The sequence below is a fragment of the Streptomyces cinerochromogenes genome (assembly GCF_014648635.1).
In the GTDB taxonomy this organism is placed as follows: Bacteria; Actinomycetota; Actinomycetes; order Streptomycetales; family Streptomycetaceae; genus Streptomyces; species Streptomyces cinerochromogenes.
The window spans coordinates 64,893-82,920 of sequence record NZ_BMRM01000008.1; the positions used below are offsets into that span (position 1 = coordinate 64,893).

11 protein-coding genes are annotated in these 18,028 nt (G+C 73.9%); 7 read left to right on the top strand and 4 right to left on the bottom strand.

Annotated elements, in window-relative coordinates; translation table 11 throughout:
• Nucleotides 1-412: 412 nt before the first annotated feature.
• Both IEZ20_RS16955 and IEZ20_RS16960 read right to left on the bottom strand, forming a co-directional pair.
• Nucleotides 413-1,774: a serine hydrolase domain-containing protein gene (locus IEZ20_RS16955; RefSeq protein WP_189299301.1), complete on the bottom strand. Its 1,362-nt coding sequence runs from the start codon at nucleotides 1,772-1,774 to the stop codon at nucleotides 413-415.
• Nucleotides 1,775-1,875: 101 nt separating this feature from the next.
• Nucleotides 1,876-3,084, bottom strand: coding sequence for a cytochrome P450 (locus tag IEZ20_RS16960; RefSeq protein WP_189299303.1), 1,209 nt, complete (start codon nucleotides 3,082-3,084; stop codon nucleotides 1,876-1,878).
• Between the two features lie 1,514 nt (nucleotides 3,085-4,598).
• Here IEZ20_RS16960 and IEZ20_RS16965 point away from each other — a divergent pair.
• Nucleotides 4,599-6,731, top strand: coding sequence for a SpoIIE family protein phosphatase (locus IEZ20_RS16965; protein ID WP_189299305.1), 2,133 nt, complete (start codon nucleotides 4,599-4,601; stop codon nucleotides 6,729-6,731).
• A gap of 212 nt (nucleotides 6,732-6,943) precedes the next feature.
• On the opposite strand, the gene IEZ20_RS16970 is transcribed toward IEZ20_RS16965, so the two are convergent.
• A complete protein-coding gene (locus IEZ20_RS16970; protein WP_189299863.1) occupies nucleotides 6,944-8,410 on the bottom strand; it encodes a S1 family peptidase in 1,467 nt (488 codons plus the stop codon).
• A 259-nt stretch (nucleotides 8,411-8,669) separates the two neighbouring features.
• Between IEZ20_RS16970 and IEZ20_RS16975 the strand changes: the two genes are divergently transcribed.
• The 5 genes from IEZ20_RS16975 (at nucleotide 8,670) to IEZ20_RS16995 (ending at nucleotide 15,699) form a co-directional block, all read left to right on the top strand.
• Complete coding sequence (locus IEZ20_RS16975) at nucleotides 8,670-9,083, top strand: PaaI family thioesterase (protein WP_189299307.1); 414 nt, start codon at nucleotides 8,670-8,672, stop codon at nucleotides 9,081-9,083.
• A 452-nt stretch (nucleotides 9,084-9,535) separates the two neighbouring features.
• A complete protein-coding gene (locus tag IEZ20_RS16980) occupies nucleotides 9,536-9,754 on the top strand; it encodes a type A2 lantipeptide (protein WP_189299309.1) in 219 nt (72 codons plus the stop codon).
• Nucleotides 9,755-9,855: 101 nt separating this feature from the next.
• Entirely contained in the window at nucleotides 9,856-10,662 is an 807-nt protein-coding gene (locus IEZ20_RS16985) for an HlyD family efflux transporter periplasmic adaptor subunit (RefSeq protein WP_189299311.1), read from the top strand.
• Entirely contained in the window at nucleotides 10,659-12,881 is a 2,223-nt protein-coding gene (locus IEZ20_RS16990; protein ID WP_189299313.1) for an NHLP family bacteriocin export ABC transporter peptidase/permease/ATPase subunit, read from the top strand. The genes IEZ20_RS16985 and IEZ20_RS16990 overlap by 4 nt, the downstream gene beginning before the upstream one ends.
• A gap of 1 nt (nucleotide 12,882) precedes the next feature.
• On the top strand, nucleotides 12,883-15,699 hold the full coding sequence (locus tag IEZ20_RS16995) for an NHLP bacteriocin export ABC transporter permease/ATPase subunit (protein ID WP_189299315.1): 2,817 nt from the start codon (nucleotides 12,883-12,885) through the stop codon (nucleotides 15,697-15,699).
• Here the strand turns inward: IEZ20_RS16995 and IEZ20_RS17000 are convergent.
• The gene (locus IEZ20_RS17000) at nucleotides 15,696-16,517 is read right to left on the bottom strand and encodes a YhjD/YihY/BrkB family envelope integrity protein (RefSeq protein ID WP_189299317.1); all 822 of its coding nucleotides are present in this window, start codon (nucleotides 16,515-16,517) and stop codon (nucleotides 15,696-15,698) included. The two genes, IEZ20_RS16995 and IEZ20_RS17000, sit on opposite strands and share 4 nt — an antisense overlap.
• Before the next feature lie 188 nt (nucleotides 16,518-16,705).
• On the opposite strand from IEZ20_RS17000, the gene IEZ20_RS17005 reads away from it, so the two are divergent.
• Nucleotides 16,706-17,815 (top strand): MGDG synthase family glycosyltransferase, encoded by a 1,110-nt coding sequence (locus tag IEZ20_RS17005; protein WP_229896111.1) that lies wholly within the window; start codon nucleotides 16,706-16,708, stop codon nucleotides 17,813-17,815.
• Nucleotides 17,816-18,028 lie beyond the last annotated feature (213 nt).

The following is an 18,028-nucleotide window of genomic DNA, read 5'->3' on the forward strand; positions in this document are numbered from 1 at the left end:
GGCACACCGGATGCGCGTGACGGTGCGGTGGTACGGCGGTGCGGGGCGCCCTGCCGGGGGCGGCGACGGCGACCCGGCGCGGGCGGGCGGGCGGGCGACGGGTGACGGGTGACGCGCAGAGCGGGTGGAACGGGGGAGGAAAGCCGGCAGTGACGGCCGGGCGGAGCCGACCGCGGGACCGGTCCGGCCCCCTGTTCGGGGCGCCCGCTCCGCCCGCGGAGGCGACGAGGCGATCCGGCCCGGCCCCACGCCGGGTGACGACCACCGTCCCGGGCAACCGGAGCGAGCCGAGCCCGGCCGAGCCAGACCGAACCGACCGAACCAACCGAACAAAGTCCAGCCAAGTCCAGTTCGGGCAAACCCAGCCGGCCGGCCGGCGACGGCCACCCCCGGCGCGTCCGCACCCCCCGGCTCAGCCGTCGGCCACCCGGCAGGCCATGCGCCCGGAGATCTGCACCCGGTCCACCCGGCCGGAGGCCGGATCGCGGTGGAAGCGTCCGCCGGGTTCGACACGCCCGGTGTCCGGATCGAGCAGGTCGCAGGAGAGGTCGGCGTAGCAGACCAGCGGGATGGGAAGGTCGCCGTCCACCGACAGGGCCGGCGAGCCGTCCGGTCCGGGCGCGACGCGGTACGTCATGGCGCCGTTGCGGTAGGTGCCCATGCAGTCGGGCGGCGCGACGGGCCGGCCCCGGTCAGCGGAGCGCGCGCCGGCGGGTACGGCGGGCACCCGGACGCCGGCCAGCCGGTCCAGTTCCCCGGCGAGGTCGCGCCACAGCGCGGTGGCGCCCGCGGAGTTGCCCGTGAAGGCGACCACGACCCCGCTCTCCGGGTCGGCCCGCAGATGGCAGGACGTACCCTGGGCGTTGCCGTCGTGCCCGCACCACACGCGGTCGTCCCGCTGGTACAGGGCGACTCCGGCGCCCCAGCCGTCGGCCAGTGCGCCCGGGCGGGCGGCGGTCTCGGCGCGGCGCATCTCCTTGGCGACGGCGGGCGGCAGCAGGTCCGCGCGGCCGATCAGCGCGGCGCCGAACGCGGCCAGGTCCCGGGCGCTCGCGAGCAGCGCACCGGCCGGGGCTTCCAGCGGCGCCAGGTTCTGCCGGGCCGGCAGGGCCTGCCCGGTCGCGGTGTTGACGGCGTGCCCGGCGGCCACGGGGCGGGTGGGCGCGCTGTCGCCGGTGAACGCGGGTATGACACCGAGGGGTTCGAGGAGCAGCGTACCGACCGCCTCGGTCCACGGCATGCCGGTGACCGCCTCGACCAGGCGCCCGGCGGCGACGTAACCGGCGTTGGAGTAGGAGAAGTCGGTGCCCGGCGCGAACAGCGCGTCGCGGGCGGTGCAGACGGCCGCGAGATAGCGGGCGGCGGTGGACGTGGCGGCGGTGTCCGAGTCCCAACCGGTGGGTAACCCTCCTGTGTGGCTCAGGAGTTGTCGGACCGTCACCTCGGGTGTTCCGCTCAGCTCCGGGAGGTGCGCGGCGGCGGGCTCGTCCGGGTCGAGGTCGCCGTCGTCGGCCAGGAGCATGACGAGTGCGGCGGTGTAGGGCTTGGTGAGCGAGCCCAGCGGGACCGCCGTGTCGGCGGTGAAGGGGGCGCCGGTGGCGGTGTCGGCCGTGCCGGTGTGCACGGAGAGGACGTCCGTGCCGGTGTCCAGGGCGAGTTGGGCGCCGGGTACCCGGTGGGTCCGGGCGAGGGCGTCGAGACGGTGCTGCAGTTCCCGGTGGAGCGGGGACGGCGTCCGGGAGGCGGCCGGAGCTGCGGGGATGGTGTACGGCATGAGAAGGGGACTCCCGTTGGGTGGGTCTCATGTGCGGGTGCGCCGGCCCGGCCCCGCACGAGCGGTGTGGGGGCCGGCCGGGGGCGCAGGCGGCGCCCGGGCTACGGTCTGCCGACCTCGACGGGCAGGTGCCGTACGCCGATGATGACGGCCGGGTTCTGGTAGGCGATGTCCTCGTACGAGGGGATCGCCAGGATGCGGAATCGTTCATGCAACATGCGCAGGGCGATCCGCGCCTCCAGCCGGGCCAGCGGCGCGCCGAAACAGAAGTGGATGCCGTGCCCGAACGTCAGATGGGGGTTCGGGTTCCGGGTCGCGTCGAAGGCGTCGGGCGTGTCGAAGCGGGCGGGGTCCCGGTTGGCGGCGCCCAGGTGCGCCATCAGAAGGGCGTCGGCCGGGAGGTCGTGGCCGCCGAGGGTCACGGGCCGGGTGACCCGGCGGCCCAGCTCCGGGAAGGGCGGCAGCCAGCGCAGCACCTCCTCGACGGCGGCCGGGATCCGTGCGGGGTCGGCACGCAGCGCGGCGTCGGCGCCGGGGTGCCGGTCGAAGGTGACGACGGCGTTGCCCAGCAGCGCGGTCGTGGTGATGTGCCCGGCGACCAGCAGCAGGGCCACGAACCCGACCATCTCCTGGTCGGCGAGGCGGACGCCGTCCACCTCGGCGGCGATGAGCCTGCTGGTGAGGTCGTCACCGGGGTGGGCGCGGCGGGCGCGGATGTGGTCGAGCATGTAGTCGTTCATCTCGCGCACGGTGGGGGCGATGGCCTCCAGGGCCCGCTCCAGGTCGGCCATGTCGGGCGCCTCGCCGAGCTGGTCGCCGCCGAACAGGACGCTCGCCCACTCCTGGAAGAGCCGGTGTTCCTCGGCGGGGATGCCGAGCAGTTCGGCGATCACGATGATCGGCAGGGGGTAGGCCAGCGCGTCGACCAGGTCGAAGCGGTCGCGGTCGGCGACCTCGTCCAGCAGCCGGGCGGTCACGGCCTCGATGCGCGGGCCGAGCCCCTGGACCACCCGCGGGGTGAACGCCTGGCTGACCAGGGTGCGGAGCTTGCGGTGTTCCGGCGGGTCCATGCCGACGAAGTTGCCCTGCCGGAAGGTCTCGAAGTCGGACTGGGTCGGAGCGAGGGCGGACAGGTCCGAGGAGTACGTCGCCGGGTCGGCGAGCACGGTGGCGACGGTCTCGTGGTCCAGCACCTGCCAGACCCCCTGCTTCTCGTCGTACCGCACCGGCCCGGCCTCGCGTAAGCCCCGCCAGCGGTCGGGTAACTCCTCCAGGAGAAGCCGTTCGCCGGTCGGTTGCCTGCTGGTCACCTTGTCTCCTTGCTAGCGAGTACGGGCATGGAGGAGTCGCACACCGGGGGCTGCCACAAGCCGGTGCGGCACGGCCGGGGCCGTGGCTGGTTCCGGGCACGGTGATGTCCCCGCTGCCGGGGCATCCGGACCTACGGCGCGAGCGCGCGACCCGTGTGGCCTCGTCGTGCGCGGCGGGACGGACGGTCGCCGTCGGTCCGCCGTCGGGGTGGGCCCGAGGCCTCAGCACCGGGACTGCTGGAGCCTCAGCACGTGAGGCGCCTCGACACGTGGTGCGTCAGCACATACGGCGCATCGGCACATGGAGCCTCAGCACATGGAGCCTCAGCACATGCGGTGAAGGACGCGGCAGCCACGCGGCCGGCCACGGCCCCGCAGCGAGCCCGGTCGTGCGGCGCGCCAACCCGACATAACCCATCCCCTCGGCGATACCTCCCGCGCGGCATGCGCACGGGACCCTCCCGGCTCGTGGAAGGACAGCGGGGCACGCGGCCCCGGGTCCTGCGAACGAGGTGTGAGAATACGCAGTCGCAGCGCATGCCGCCCCGCGATTGGCATGATGCGCACTCGGCAACACCTTCGTTTCGATGGAACTCGGCCACAGTCTTCACGGTGCGTCACGCGCAAGCAACCCCCTGAAGTTGAACGCAGCGTATTCCGACGGTGCTTTTGCGTCACAGTCCGGCCACTTCTCGATGCCGCTCGCGCGCACGAGACCACGGCCGGATCGCCGCCCCCGCGTGTGCCCCGGCGCTCCGTCCGCAAACCAGGCTCGCGGCAGAAATGTCGCCGCCGGGCGGTGGCCGACGGTCCGTCCCCGCGTCGCGCCTTCGTTCGCCGACGCGGGGCCCCGCTGTTCGGCCGGCTGGCCGGACTGCCCCTGATCTGGGGGGATGATTCGGCCAGCGGGCACCTTGGGACCGCCGCCCGGCACCCCGACGACACGCGCGGCGCGCCGCCCCGGCCCACCGCCGACACGCCCGGACCACCCTTCGGCCTCCGTTCCGGTACCCGCCCCCCGCACCGGCCGGACGGCCGGGAACCTCGCCCCGTGGGTATGAATTTGGCCATCCCGGCGCGACAGGGGCGCACACGAGAAACCCGTACACCACCCGTGCTTCCGCACCGAGCGCGGCACGTCCGGCGAGAGGCGCCGGAGAGCCGAGGCCGGACAGCCGCGCCCGCGGAGCCGCGCCCGGACAGCCGCGCCCGCAGAGCCGGCAGGACGGCGCCGCCGGTCCGGGCCGGCCCCGTCCGCCTCCCCCGCCCTCCCCTCCGACGGCTCCGGCCACTCCCGCGACTCCGGCGACTCCCGCGGCTCGGGTGACTCCTGCGGCTCCGGCTGCTTCGGCGGCTCCGGCGCACGGACACCGCATGGGGACGCCGGACCGGGGTATTCGGAGCCATCCGAGGCGCAGGGCGACCGGCGGAGTCCCGTGCACGCTCGCCGTGCGCCGGGCGCCGCCGCGAGGGAGTCTTGTGCCCGGGTATGCGACGCGCGGCCGTACGAGGAGGTGGTCGGCGTGTCCGACGGGCCAGGGCCCAGGCGGGCGGCGTCGCCCGGGCAGCCGGTGCTGTCGCTCGCGCTGACCGCGCTGCTGGAGGAGGTGGGGGCGCACTCCGGCGCGGTCTACCTGCTCAGGCCCGAGGAACCGGTCCTGGAGATGGCCGTGATGGCGGGCATGCCGCGGGCCTTCGCGGCCCCGTGGCAACGGGTCGGGCTGAGCGCGCCGATCCCGGTGGCGGAGGCGGCGCGCGAGAGACGGCTGGTGTGGGTGAGCGGCGAGGAGGAGATGGCCCGCCGCTATCCGCGGATCTCGGTGGTACTGCCGTACCCGTTCGCACTGGCCGCGGCGCCGGTGGCGACGGAGCCCACGGTGTACGGCGCGGTGTTCGTGACCTGGCCGGGCGCGCATCCCCCGCAGCTGTCGGACCGGGAGCGGGACCATCTGACGGCGGCCTGCGAACGGCTGGCGCTGCGGCTGGAGCGGGCCGCCCGGGAGGAACGGCCGCTCGGCCACGAACCGGACGTGCTCGCGGTGCCGGTGTCGGGCGTGGCGGGTGACCTGGGCACGGTGGAGGCGGCACGGCTGGTGTCCCGGCTGCCGTACGGTCTGTTGTCGCTGGATCTGCACGGCCGGATCGGCTTCGCGAACCCGGCCGCCTGCGAGCTGCTCGGCCGGCCGGCCGGGGAACTGCTGGGCACGCTGCCCTGGGTCTCGGTGCCCTGGCTGAACGACCCGATGTACGAGGACCGGTACCGCGCCGCGCTGATGAGCCAGCAGGTCACCTCGTTCGTGGCGCTGCGTCCGCCCGGTGAGTGGCTGTCGTTCCGGCTGTACCCGAGCACCACCGGGCTGAGCGTGCGCATCAGCCGGGCGCGGGCGGTGGCGGACATGGCGCGCGGGACTCCGCAGGCGGGGCCGGGTCCGTCCCGGCTGGTGACGATCTCCCAGGTGCTGAGTCTCGCGGGCGCGCTGACCGAGGCGGTCGGGGTGCAGGACGTGGTGCAGCTGGTGTGGGACGAGGTGGCACCGGCCGTCGGCAGCCAGGCGGTGGTGCTGCTGCGGGCGCAGGGCGGCCGGCTGCACGTGCTGGGGCACCGCGGTTACCCGGACGCGCATGTCGTGCGGCGGTTCGACGGGCTGCCGCTGTCCGAGCGGACCCCGGGCACCCGGGCCCTCAGCAGCGGGGTGCCCGCGTTCTTCGACTCCCGGGAGCAGCTGGAGCGGCTGTATCCGGACCGGCAGGAGACCCCGGACGGCTTCGCGGCCTGGGCGTACCTGCCGCTGATCGCGTCCGGACGGCCGGTCGGCACCTGTGTGCTCGCCTACGCCGAGCCGCACGCCTTCCCCGCCGACGAGCGCGCGGTGCTCACCTCGCTCGGCGGACTGATCGCGCAGGCCCTGGAGCGGGCCCTGCTCTACGACGCCAAGCACCGCCTGGCGCACGGACTGCAACAGGCCCTGCTGCCCAGCTCCCTGACACCGCCGCCCGGCATCGAGGCGGCGGCCCGCTATCTCCCGGCCACCCACGGCATGGAGATCGGCGGCGACTTCTACGACCTGGTGCCGTCCCGCCCGCTGGCGGCGGCGGTGATCGGGGACGTGCAGGGGCACAACGTGACCGCGGCGGGCCTGATGGGCCAGATCCGCACGGGCGTGCGGGCGTACACCACGGTGGGGCAGGCCCCGCACGAGGTGATGAGCAGCACCAACCGGCTGCTGATCGATCTGGGTGCGGACCTGTTCGCCAGCTGCCTGTATCTGCGGCTGGACCCGGCGCGGGGGCGGGCCGTGATGGCCCGGGCGGGGCATCCGCCGCCGCTGCTGCGCCGGCCGGACGGGCGGGTGCGGGTGCTGGACCTGGCCGGGGGGCCGCTGCTGGGAATCGAGGCCGAGGCCGTGTACCCGACGACCGAGGTGCCCCTGGCTCCCGGCGCGGTCCTGGTCCTCTACACCGACGGACTGGTGGAATCACCCGGCGTCGACATCGAGGACGCGCTGGCCGGCCTCGGCGCGCTGCTCGCGGACGTGGGCCACCAGCCGCTGGAGTGCCTGGCGGACGAGGTGCTCCGGCACAGCGTGGCGGCGCGGCAGCGGGTGGACGACGTGGCGGTACTGCTGCTGCGGGCCCACGACGCCTGACACCCGCGTGACACCCGCCTGACACCCACGAACGCCTCGCCGCCCGCCCTCGCTCATCCGCGATCCGGCCGCCCGGCCCGCTCACCCGCGGATCGGACCGTCCGTCCCCGCTCAGCCGTGGTCCGGCCCTCCCGCCGGAGGGCCGGACCACTCCCCGGCGGCCGGGACCGAGGGGGAGGCCGGCCGGGGAGTCTCAGGGTGTGGCGGTCCGCTCAGCGCGTGCCGGTGAGGGACGACGATCCGTCGTGCGCCGCGCCGGAGCCGGAGGCGTCGGACGGTGCGGACGGGTCGGCACCGCCACCGATCTGGTCGCCGCCGGCCCCTGCCTCGTCCCCGGCACCGGACTGATCCCCGGCACCGGACTGGTCACCGGCACCGGACTGATCGCCGGCACCGGCACCGGACTGGTCACCGGCCCCCGCCTGGTCACCCGCGCCGGACTGGTCACCCGCGCCGGACTGATCGCCGGCGCCCGCGCCGGACTGGTCACCGGCCCCCGCCTGGTCACCCGCGCCGGCCTGGCCGCCCGCTCCCGCGCCGCCGTCGCCGAGCGTGGCGCCGGTGGCCTGCAGGGCGGTGGTGACCGGCTGGAAGAAGGTCTCGCCGCCGTTGGTGCAGTCGCCGCTGCCGCCGGAGGTGAGGCCGAGGGCGCTGCCGTCCTGGGTGAACAGCGAGCCGCCGCTGTCGCCGGCTTCGGCGCACACGTTGGTCTGGATGAGGCCGGTGACGGTGTCGACGCCGTTCGGGTCGGTCTCGCTCTGGAAGTTGACGGTGGCGTCGAGGCCGGTGACCTGGCCGTCGTGCAGCCCGGTGGTGGAGCCCATGCGGAACACGGTCGCGCCGACGGTGGCGTCGGCGGCCTGCTTGATCTGCACGGTCCGGCCGTTGCCGACGTTGACCTCGCTGGGCGCCTGGGTGTTCGGGTCGTTGTACTTGACGAGGGAGAAGTCGCCCTGGCCCGGGAAGGTGGCCTGGTCGACGGTGGCGATGGGCTGGCCGTTCTGCGAGTCGGACCAGTCCTTGGCGGCGACACCGCAGTGACCGGCCGTCAGGAAGGCGGGGCTGCCGTCGGAGGCGGTGACGTTGAAGCCGAGGGAGCAGCGGACGTTGCCGCCCTGCACCTGGGAGAAGATGGCATCGCCGCCGGAGACGAACGTCTTGAAGGTGCCGGAGGACTTCTTCAGGGTCGCCATGTCCGCGCCGAGGCTCTTCACCGTCGACTGCAGTCTGTCCCACTTGGCGCCGGTCACGGTGGAGTCGGCGGTGACGAGGACCTTGTCGGTGCGCGGGTCGACGGCCCAGGAGGTGCCCGGGATCGTGGCCTTGGTCTTCAGCGTCCGTGCGGCGGCCTTGAGTTCGGCGGCGCTGTTCTCCACCTGCCGGACGATCGCGCCGGCCTTCTTCGCCTGGAGGATGACGTTGTTGTCGCCGCTGACCACGTTGACGACGAGCTGCTGCTTGCCGCTGTCGTAGTACGACCCGGCGAAGGCGTCGCCGAGGATCTTCTGCAGCTGGGCGGCGAGGCCGGAGGCGTCCGCGGCCTTCAGGGTCTTGGCGCTGCCGGTGGTGCCCGACGCCTGGTTGTCGTCCTGGGACGCGTTGGCGTTGGGCAGCAGGAGGGCCGCCGCTCCGAGCGCCGCGACACCGCCCACCGCTATCGCGGCCTTGCGCTTGGGCATTCGCTTGTGACTCAAACTTCTCGACCTCCTGGGACGGGGGGTCTGCCGTTCAACGGGCAGTTCGTGAGGGGGGGATGGGACATGGGGGGATGGGACATGGGGGGATGGGACATGGGGGGTGGGTATCGCGGCGCCTGGATGGCCGTAGGTACGCGCCGGCCGCGTGGTGTGTTCAATTCCGGTTCCGTACGGCCGTATCCGGGTGGCGAATCGGCCACGCCGGGCGTGTCGCGGCGGGCGGGCGGGAACAATCCCCCATATGACGATGACCACCGTCGAAGCCGACAAGATCCTCTTGGCCAACTTCGCACCCTGGGTGCTCGATCTGGGGCTGACCGTCGAGGCGGTGGGCGAGGACCGGGCGGTACTGCGGCTGCCCTGGTCGGAGCGGCTGGCCCGGGAGGGCGGCGGGCTGTCCGGGCAGGCGCTGATGGCCGCGGCCGACACGGCGACGGTGATCGCGGTGTCCGCCGCGCGGGGCGGGTTCGTGCCGATGACGACGGTGCAGCAGTCGACCTCGTTCCAGCGCGCGGTGACCGGTACGGATGTCCGGATCGAAGCGGTCCTGACGAAGCTGGGCCGCCGGATGGCTTTCGCGGACGTCACGTTGAGCGATGCCGCCTCGGGCGCTCTCGCCGCCCGGGCGAGCACGGTCTATGCGATTCTCGGCTGACACGGACAGCTACCGATCGGTAACAGTCAGTTCCGAACAAGAAGCGGAATCCCCCCTTCAGCGAATCTGCACATCCACTACTCGGCCACCTCACCGGCCCCCGGGCTTCTGCACATTCGCGCGCCCCCTGACACGCCTTTGGCGAGGAGTGCCGGATTCGCGGTCCGGCGGGCAAGGCAGCCGACGCGACGATGCCGTGCGGCATGTGAAGGAGTCGCCGACACCCCGTGCGCACGCCTGCACGGATGAACCCCTTCGTGAGGCAAGTTCCCAGGTGAGGGCCCTCGTTGGATTGGAAGCGCGCCCCGCGTGCGTGCTTTGATCCATCGCACCGCGGGGTCCGGCGGGCCCGTCGCAGACGGCGCCCGGCGCCCGCGGTCGCGGCCGTCCGTCTGTCCCCAGAGGGGGCCGCTCCCCCCTTGTGAAATATCCATACGAAGGGAAGTTCCACCATGAACTCCACCCCCCAGGTTGAGACCGTCGAGATCTCGGACGCCGAGCTGGACAACGTCTCCGGTGGCCTGTCCTCCAACACCCTCAACAGCACCCTCGGCACCGTGAACGAGATCGCCCCGGGCGTGACCGGTCTGGTCAACACGGTCGTCGGCACCGTCGAGGGCGTCTCCGGCCTGAACACCGCCCCGATCAACGGCCTGGTCGCCGGTCTCTGATCGCACCCCGGTGTCGCCGAAGTCCCGGAGCCGTCCCTCGGCTCCGGGACTCTCGGATGCCCTGAACCCCATGCGCCCGACCCCCAGGTGAGGGAAGTTCCGTGCAGTTCCGCCAACAGGCCCTCGCCAAGCTCCAGTCGCCGGAAGAGCTGGACCTCCCGGTGCGGCTCGCCCGCCCGCAGGGCTGGCTCGCGCTCGGCGTCACCGTCGTCGTCATGGCCGCCGCCTCCGTGTGGGCGGTGACCGGCTCGGTCGCCTCCACGGTGAGCGCACCCGCCATCCTCACCCACGGCCAGGGCAGTTACGTCCTCCAGAGCCCGGTGGCCGGACAGGTGACGGCCGTCCTCGCCCGGCAGGGCCAACGGCTGCCCGCGAACGCGCCCGTCCTCAAGGTCCGTACGGAGCGAGGCGACACGGTCGTCCGGACCGTCGCCGCCGGCCGCGTCACCACACTCGCCGCGACCATCGGCCAGATCGTCCAGACCGGCACCGACGTCGCCGCGGTCGAGAAGGTCGCCCACGGCTCCGACCCGCTGTACGCGACCGTGTACGTGCCCGCCGAGAACGCCGCCGCCATCCCCGCGCACGCCTCGGTCGACCTGACCGTCTCCTCCGTCCCGGCACAGCGGTACGGCGTGCTGCGCGGCGAGGTGAAGTCGGTGGACCGCACCGCGCAGTCCGCCCAGTCGATCTCCGCGTTCCTCGGCGACAGCCAGCTCGGCGAACAGTTCACCCGCAAGGGCCGGCCGGTGGCCGTCCTGGTGGAACTGGACAAGTCGTCGTCCACCAGGAGCGGTTACCGCTGGTCCACCTCCGACGGGCCGCCGTTCCGGCTCGACTCCATGACCCTCGCCACCGGCTCCGTCCGGCTCGCCGACCAGCGTCCCGTCGATTGGCTGCTCCCGTGACCACCGCCCAGGAAACCCGTGGCCGCAGACGGGCGGCGCCCGCCAAACGGCCCGCCCCGAAGTCCCGCACCGGCACGGTCCGTACCCCCACCGTGCTCCAGATGGAGGCCGTCGAGTGCGGCGCCGCCTCCCTCGCGATGGTCCTCGGCCACTACGGCCGGCACGTCCCGCTGGAGGAGCTGCGGATCGCCTGCGGTGTCTCCCGCGACGGCTCCCGCGCCTCCAACCTGCTCAAAGCGGCCCGCAGTTACGGCCTGACGGCCAAGGGCATGCAGATGGACCTGGCCGCCCTCGCCGAGGTGCGGGCCCCCGCCATCCTGTTCTGGGAGTTCAACCACTACGTCGTCTACGACGGCATGGGCCGCCGCTTCGGCCGGCGCGGGGTGTACGTCAACGACCCCGCCAAGGGCCGCCGTTTCGTGCCCATGGAGGAGTTCGACGGCAGCTTCACCGGTGTCGTGCTGGTCCTGGAACCCGGTGAGAACTTCACCAGGGGCGGGCGCAGGCCCGGTGTGCTCGGCGCGATGCCGGCCCGGCTGCGCGGCACCGCGGGCACCCTGCCCGCCGCCGTCCTGGCCAGTCTGCTGCTGGTCGCGGTCGGCGCGGCCGTGCCCGCGCTCAGCCGCACCTACATCGACACGTTCCTCATCGGCGGCCAGACCTCGCTGCTGGGCGTGCTGTTCACGTCGATGGCCGCCTGTGTGCTGCTCAGCCTGGTGCTGACCTGGCTCCAGCAGGCCAACCTGCTGCACGGCCGGATCATCTCCTCCACCCTCTCCAGCGCCCGCTTCCTGCGGCACCTGCTGCGGCTGCCGGTGACGTTCTTCGCCCAGCGCTCCCCCGCCGACCTGGTGCAGCGCCTGCAGTCCAACGACCAGGTCGCCGAGACCCTGGCCCGCGACCTCGCGGCGGCCGGCGTCGACGCGATCGTGGTCGTGCTGTACGCGGTCCTGCTCTACACCTACGACCCGCAGCTGACGTTCGTCGGCATCTCCGTGGCCCTGCTGAACGTGGTCGCCATGCGGCTCGTCGTACGGCTGCGCGCGACCCGGACGGCGAAGCTGCGCGCGGACACCGCGCGGCTCACCAACACCTCGTACACCGGCCTGCAGCTGATCGAGACGCTCAAGGCGACCGGCGGCGAGGACGGCTACTTCCGCAAGTGGGCCGGGCAGCACGCCACCACGCTGGAGGAGCAGCAGCGGCTCGGTGTGCCGAGCGCCTGGCTCGGTGTGGTCGCGCCGACGCTCGCCACCTTCAACAGCGCGCTCATCCTGTGGATCGGCGGGCTGCGCGCGGTCGAGGGGCACATCTCGGTCGGACTGCTGGTCGCGTTCCAGGCGCTGGTCACCCGCTTCACCGCGCCGCTGACCCGGCTCAACGGTGTGGCGGGCCGGATCCAGGACTTCGCGGCCGACGTGGCCCGGCTGAAGGACGTGGAGAACTTCCAGGCCGACCCGCTGTACGCCCGCCCCGGCGAGGGCGAGTCGACCCGGCGGCTGCACGGGCACGTCGAGCTGGAGAACATCACCTTCGGCTACAGCCCGCTCGACAAGCCGCTGCTGACCGACTTCGACCTGACCGTCGGCCCCGGGCAGCAGGTGGCGCTGGTCGGCGGCTCGGGCAGCGGCAAGTCCACGGTCTCCCGGCTGATCTCGGGCCTGTACGCGCCGTGGGACGGGGTGATCCGCATCGACGGCCGCCGGCTGGAGGACATCCCGCGCGGCGCGCTCGCCGCCTCCGTCTCCTTCGTCGACCAGGACGTCTTCCTCTTCGAGGGCTCGGTCCGCGACAACGTCGCCCTGTGGGATCCCTCGATCCCCGACGAGGCCGTGGTGGAGGCGCTGAAGGACGCGGCGCTGTACGACGTGGTGATGCGCCGGCCCGGCGGCATCCACAGCAGGGTGGAGCAGGACGGCCGGAACTTCTCCGGCGGGCAGCGCCAGCGCCTGGAGATCGCGCGGGCGCTGGTGCGCCGGCCGAGCATCCTCGTGCTGGACGAGGTGACCAGCGCGCTGGACGCGGAGACCGAGCAGGTCGTGATGGACAACCTGCGCCGGCGCGGCTGCGCCTGCGTGGTGATCGCGCACCGGCTGAGCACGGTCCGCGACAGCGACGAGATCGTCGTCCTCCAGCACGGCACGGTGGTGGAGCGCGGGCGGCACGAGGAGCTGGTGGCGCGCGGCGGCGCGTACGCGGCGCTGGTCAGGGAGCGGTGAGATGACCTCCGTACACGAAGGGGACCTCGTCCTCGGCGCGCTCGGCTCGCTGGGCACGCGCCTGGACTGCACCGGTCTGGGCCGGCTGGACCTGGAGGGTCCGCAGGTGCTGTGGCTGGTCGCGGCCGGCGCCCTGGACCTGTTCGCGGTGGACGCCGCCCAGCAGGGCCACTGGCACCACCTCGGCCGGCTGGAGGCGGGCACGCTGCTGCTCGGCCCGGTCGCGGGGCCCCAGCACACCCTGGTGGCCCGCCCGGTCCGGGACTGTGTGGTGCACCGCGTCAACCTGCGCGAGCTGTACCAGCCGGCGCAGACCCAGACCTGGTCGTACGACGAGTACGGCAACCCGCAGTACGTGCCGCCGACGTCGAGCCCGCTGGAGTACGCGCTCGCCCTGGGCGTCGGCCGCGGCCTGTCCGTGCTGTTCCAGGCGCCGATGGCCGAGGAGCGGGCCGAGGCACCGGGCGACGACGACGTGTTCTGGATGCAGGTGCCGCCGGGCAGCGTGCAGTACGGCTCGTTGTACGGCGCGGAGGCCGCCGCGGACCTGCTGATGGACCCCGCGCTGTGGCAGAGCATGGTGGACCAGCAGTACCGGCTGCTGACCGCGCTGGACCGGTGGATCGAGCAGTTGGAGCGCACCCACGAGACGCGCACCGCCGCCGGGATCAAGGCCGGTGAGGCGGTCCGCGCCCAGGCCGACCGGACCCTGCTGGCCGCCATCGGCAAGCGCTCCTCGCGCCGCACGACGGCCGCCGACGCCGACGCCACCCACGCGGCCTGCCGGCTCGTCGCGGAGGCCGCCGGGATCCGGCTGGCCGAGCCGGCGCAGAGCGGCACGGAGAGCGACCGGCTGGACCCGGTGGAGCGGGTCGCGCTGGCCTCCCGGGTCCGCACCCGGGCCGTCCGCCTGGACGGGCGCTGGTGGCGGGAGAACGTGGGCCCGCTGGTCGGCCACCGGGCGCTGTCCGGGGCACCGGTGGCGCTGCTGTGGCGGCGCGGCGGCTATGTGGCCGTCCACCCCGGGACGGGGCGGGAGACGCCCGTCGAGAAGGCGAACGCGGAGGAGTTCGAGCCGCGTGCGGTGATGTTCTACCGGCCGCTGCCCGACAAGGGCCTGGGACCGCTCGGGCTGCTGCGGTTCAGCCTGCGCGGCACCCGCGCCGACCTGCTGGGCCTGCTGCTCGCGGGGCTGGTGACGGTGGCGATCGGCGCGCTGGTGCCGATCGCGACCGGCAAGGTGCTCGGCGAGTACGTGCCGAGGGCGCAGGAGGGCCTGATCGTCCAGGTGTGCCTGGCGGTCATGGTCAGCGGGGTGGTCGCGGCCGCGTTCACCCTGCTGGAGAACCTGTCCATCCTGCGTCTGGAGGGCCGGATCGAGGCGGCGCTCCAGCCGGCCGTCTGGGACCGGCTGCTGCGGCTGCCCACCCGCTTCTTCACCCAGCGCTCCACCGGTGAGCTGGCCAGTGCGGCCATGGGCATCAGCGCGATCCGCCGGCTGCTGGCGGGCGTCGGCCCGGTCGTCGCCCAGTCGGTGACGGTCGGCGCGATGAACCTCGCCCTGCTGTTCTGGTACAGCCCCGCGATGGCGATGGCGGCGATCGGGATGCTCACCGTCATCGCCGCGGTGTTCGGCGGGCTCGGGCTGTGGCAGGTGCGCTGGCAGCGGCGGCTGGTGACGCTCGGCAACAAGCTGAACAACCAGGCGTTCCAGACCCTGCGCGGGCTGCCCAAGCTACGGGTGGCGGCGGCCGAGAACTACGCGTACGCGGCCTGGGCGCGCGAGTTCGCGCGCAGCCGGGAACTCCAGCAGAAGGTCGGCCGCATCAAGAACCTGACCACGGTCCTCGGCGCGGTCTACCTGCCCGTGTGCACCCTGCTGATGTTCATGCTGCTGGCGGGACCGGCCAAGGGGGCGATGTCGGCGGCGGACTTCCTGGCCTTCAACACGTCGGTGACCATGGTGCTGACCTCGGTCACCCAGCTGACCGGCGCGTTCGTGTCGGCGGTGGCGGCGCTGCCGCTGTTCGAGGAGATCAAGCCGGTGCTCGAGACCACGCCCGAGGTGCGCACGGCCAGCACCCGCCCCGGCCCGCTGTCGGGCGCGCTGGAGGCCCGCCGGCTCTCCTTCCGGTACGCCGACGACGGCCCGCTCGTCCTGGACGACGTGTCCTTCGCCGTGCGGCCGGGCGAGTTCGTGGCGGTCGTCGGCCCGAGCGGCTGCGGCAAGTCCACGCTGCTGCGCCTGCTCATCGGCTTCGACCGGCCGGTCTCCGGCAGTGTCCTGTACGACGGCCAGGACCTGGGGGCGCTCGACCAGTCGGCGGTGCGCCGGCAGTGCGGGGTGGTCCTCCAGCACGCCCAGCCGTTCACCGGGTCGATCATGGACGTCATCTGCGGTGCGGAGCCGTACACGCCGGAGGAGGTGATGGCGGCGGCCGAGCTGGCGGGGCTCGCGGAGGACATCCAGCGGATGCCGATGGGACTGCACACGATCGTCGCGGGCAACGGGGCGATCTCCGGTGGCCAGCGGCAGCGCCTGATGATCGCCCAGGCGCTGATCCGGCGCCCGCGGATCCTCTTCTTCGACGAGGCGACCAGCGCCCTGGACAACGACACCCAGCGCATCGTCATCGACAGCACCCGCAAGCTGAACGCCACCCGGATCGTCATCGCCCACCGGCTGTCGACCGTCCTGGACGCCGACCGGGTGATCGTGATGGAGGACGGCAAGGTCGTCCAGCAGGGCACCCCGGCCGAACTGCTCGCGGACACCGGGGGCCGGCTGCACGAGCTGGTGCGCCGGCAGCTGGCCTAGGGCGTCTCCTCCCGCTCCCCCGGCTCGTCGTGGTGGTGGGACGGCATCCAGTGGTGCTCGGTGAACCAGCGGCCGAACATGGCGCCGCCGTAGATGACGAACCCGACGCCGATGAGCCAGGACTCGACGACGAGGACGGTGCCGACGGCGCCGTAGCTGAGCGCGTTGGTCACGATGAGCGGGGTGAAGACCAGGTAGGAGAAGGCGCGCAGACCGGCCAGGCCGATGACGGTGGCCACCGCGCCGGGCAGCAGTGAGCGCCAGTGCACCTGCCCGCCGAGCAGGAAGCGCTGCCCCCACCAGAAGAACAGCACACCGCTCAGCGTGGACAGCGTGATCCGCTGCGCGCCGTGCAGCGTCGACTTCGTCGCCACCTCCTGGTAGAGGTACGCCGTCAGCACCACCAGCCAGGTCGCCTGCCGCCACACCCGGTGCCAGGGGCCGGAGGCCAGGCCCCAGATCCGCTCGTAGGCGTTCTGCACGCTGCCGCCGAAGGACACTCCGAACACGGCGAGCAGGACGCCACCGAAGACGCTGGTGGTGCCGATGACCTTGCGCGGGGGGCTGACGACGTCGGTGATCACGTGGGCGGACCGGCCGGACAGCCCCATCCCGTCGGTGAGCCAGGAGGCGAAGCCGCCGCGCACCAGGGGGTCGGCCGCCGCGACCACGATGAGCAGCGGTGCCAGCGTCACCAGGGCCAGGGTGGCGAACCCCATGGCCCGGTGCATCAGCTCCAGCTCGCGACCGTGCTCGAACAGGGCCCGCAGGCGTACCCACTCCCACGCGCGGTGCAGGCCGCGCCGCAACCGCCTCACGGCTCCTCCCGTGCTCGCCGCCCACACGCTGTGCTGTGATGCATCCAGCCTGGCACGCACCGGGCGCCTCGCAGCCCGAGGAGGGCCAGGGACGCGGCGCGCTGCTGCGCACGGGTGACCGCCGGGTGCGGCGACACGACGGGGCGGGTCCGCCGTTTGCGGCCGGGACGAGCGGAGAATCGGGCTCCGTGCCTACCACCGACCCTCACGCGCCGGGCGGCCGGCGGCGGACGCTGATCGTGAGCGCGAGCATGGGAGCCGGCCACGACACCGTGGCCGCCGAACTCGCCCGGCGGGCCGCGGCCCGGGGCCACGAGGCCCATGTGATCGACGTACTGCGACTGCTGCCGTGCGGCCTGGGCTCGGGGCTGCGCCGCGGCTACCAGGCGTCGGTACGGCATCTGCCCTGGGTGTACGCCGGGATCTACGGCGCGTTCCTGCGCGGCGGGCCCGGCCGGCGGCCGAGCGGGGTCCCGCTGGCCCGGCTGGCCGGGGACCGGCTGGCGGAACTGGTGGAGCGGACGGACGCCGACGTGGTGGTGCCGGTGTTCCATCTGGCGGCACAGCTGACCGGCCATCTGCGGGAGCGGGGCGCGCTGCGCGTGCCGAGCGCCGTCTTCCTGCTGGACTTCGCGGTGCACCGGCAGTGGCTGCATCCGGGCAACGACCGGTACCTGTGCCTCACGGACGCGGCGGCGCGGGAGGTGCGCCGGTTCCTGGCCGTGCCGGTGGTGACGACCGGCCCGGTGGTCGCGCCCGCCTTCCGCGCGCCGGCCCCCGGGGCGGCCCGGTGGCGGGAGCGGTTCGCCGCGCGGGCGCCCGGCCGTCCGCCGGTGCTGCTGTCCGCCGGCGCGTGGGGCGCGGCGTCCCGCCCGGCCGCCACCGCCCGGCTGCTGGCGGCGGCCGGGTACCTGCCGGTGGTGCTGTGCGGCCGCAACGAGCGGCTCCTCGCCGGCCTCTCCCGGGAGCCGGCGGGGCTCCCCCTCGGCTGGGTCGACGACATGCCCGGCCTGCTGGCCGCGTGCCACGCCCTGGTGGACAACGCGGCCGGCCAGACCGCCGTCCAGGCCCTCGCCACGGGCCTGCCCGTCATCGGCCACCGTCCGCTGCCCGGCCACGGCACGGACGGCGTCCGCCGCATGGCCGCCCTCGGCCTGTCCGAACTCGCCCCGGACGGCCCCGCCCTGCTGGCGGCGCTCGGCCGGCTCGACGAGAACACCCGGGAACGCGACGAACGGGTGGCCCGCGGCAAGGCCCTGTTCCGCCGCGACCCGCTGGACTGCGCGACGGACCTGTGAGCCGGCGAGGCCTGCTGCGGCCCGGGCCGGAAGCCTTGGCCGGGGCGGGGCGGGACGGCGTACGCACCGCGCGGGACGGCGGCTCCCCCCGCTGGCAGCCGTGTGCGGCACCGGGCCCGACCCGCGACCGCCGTGCGCGACACCGGCCCCGGCCGCTCGCCCTCGGCCTGTGCGCGGAGTCGCGGCGTGCCCGCCACGCCTCCACGACGGTCC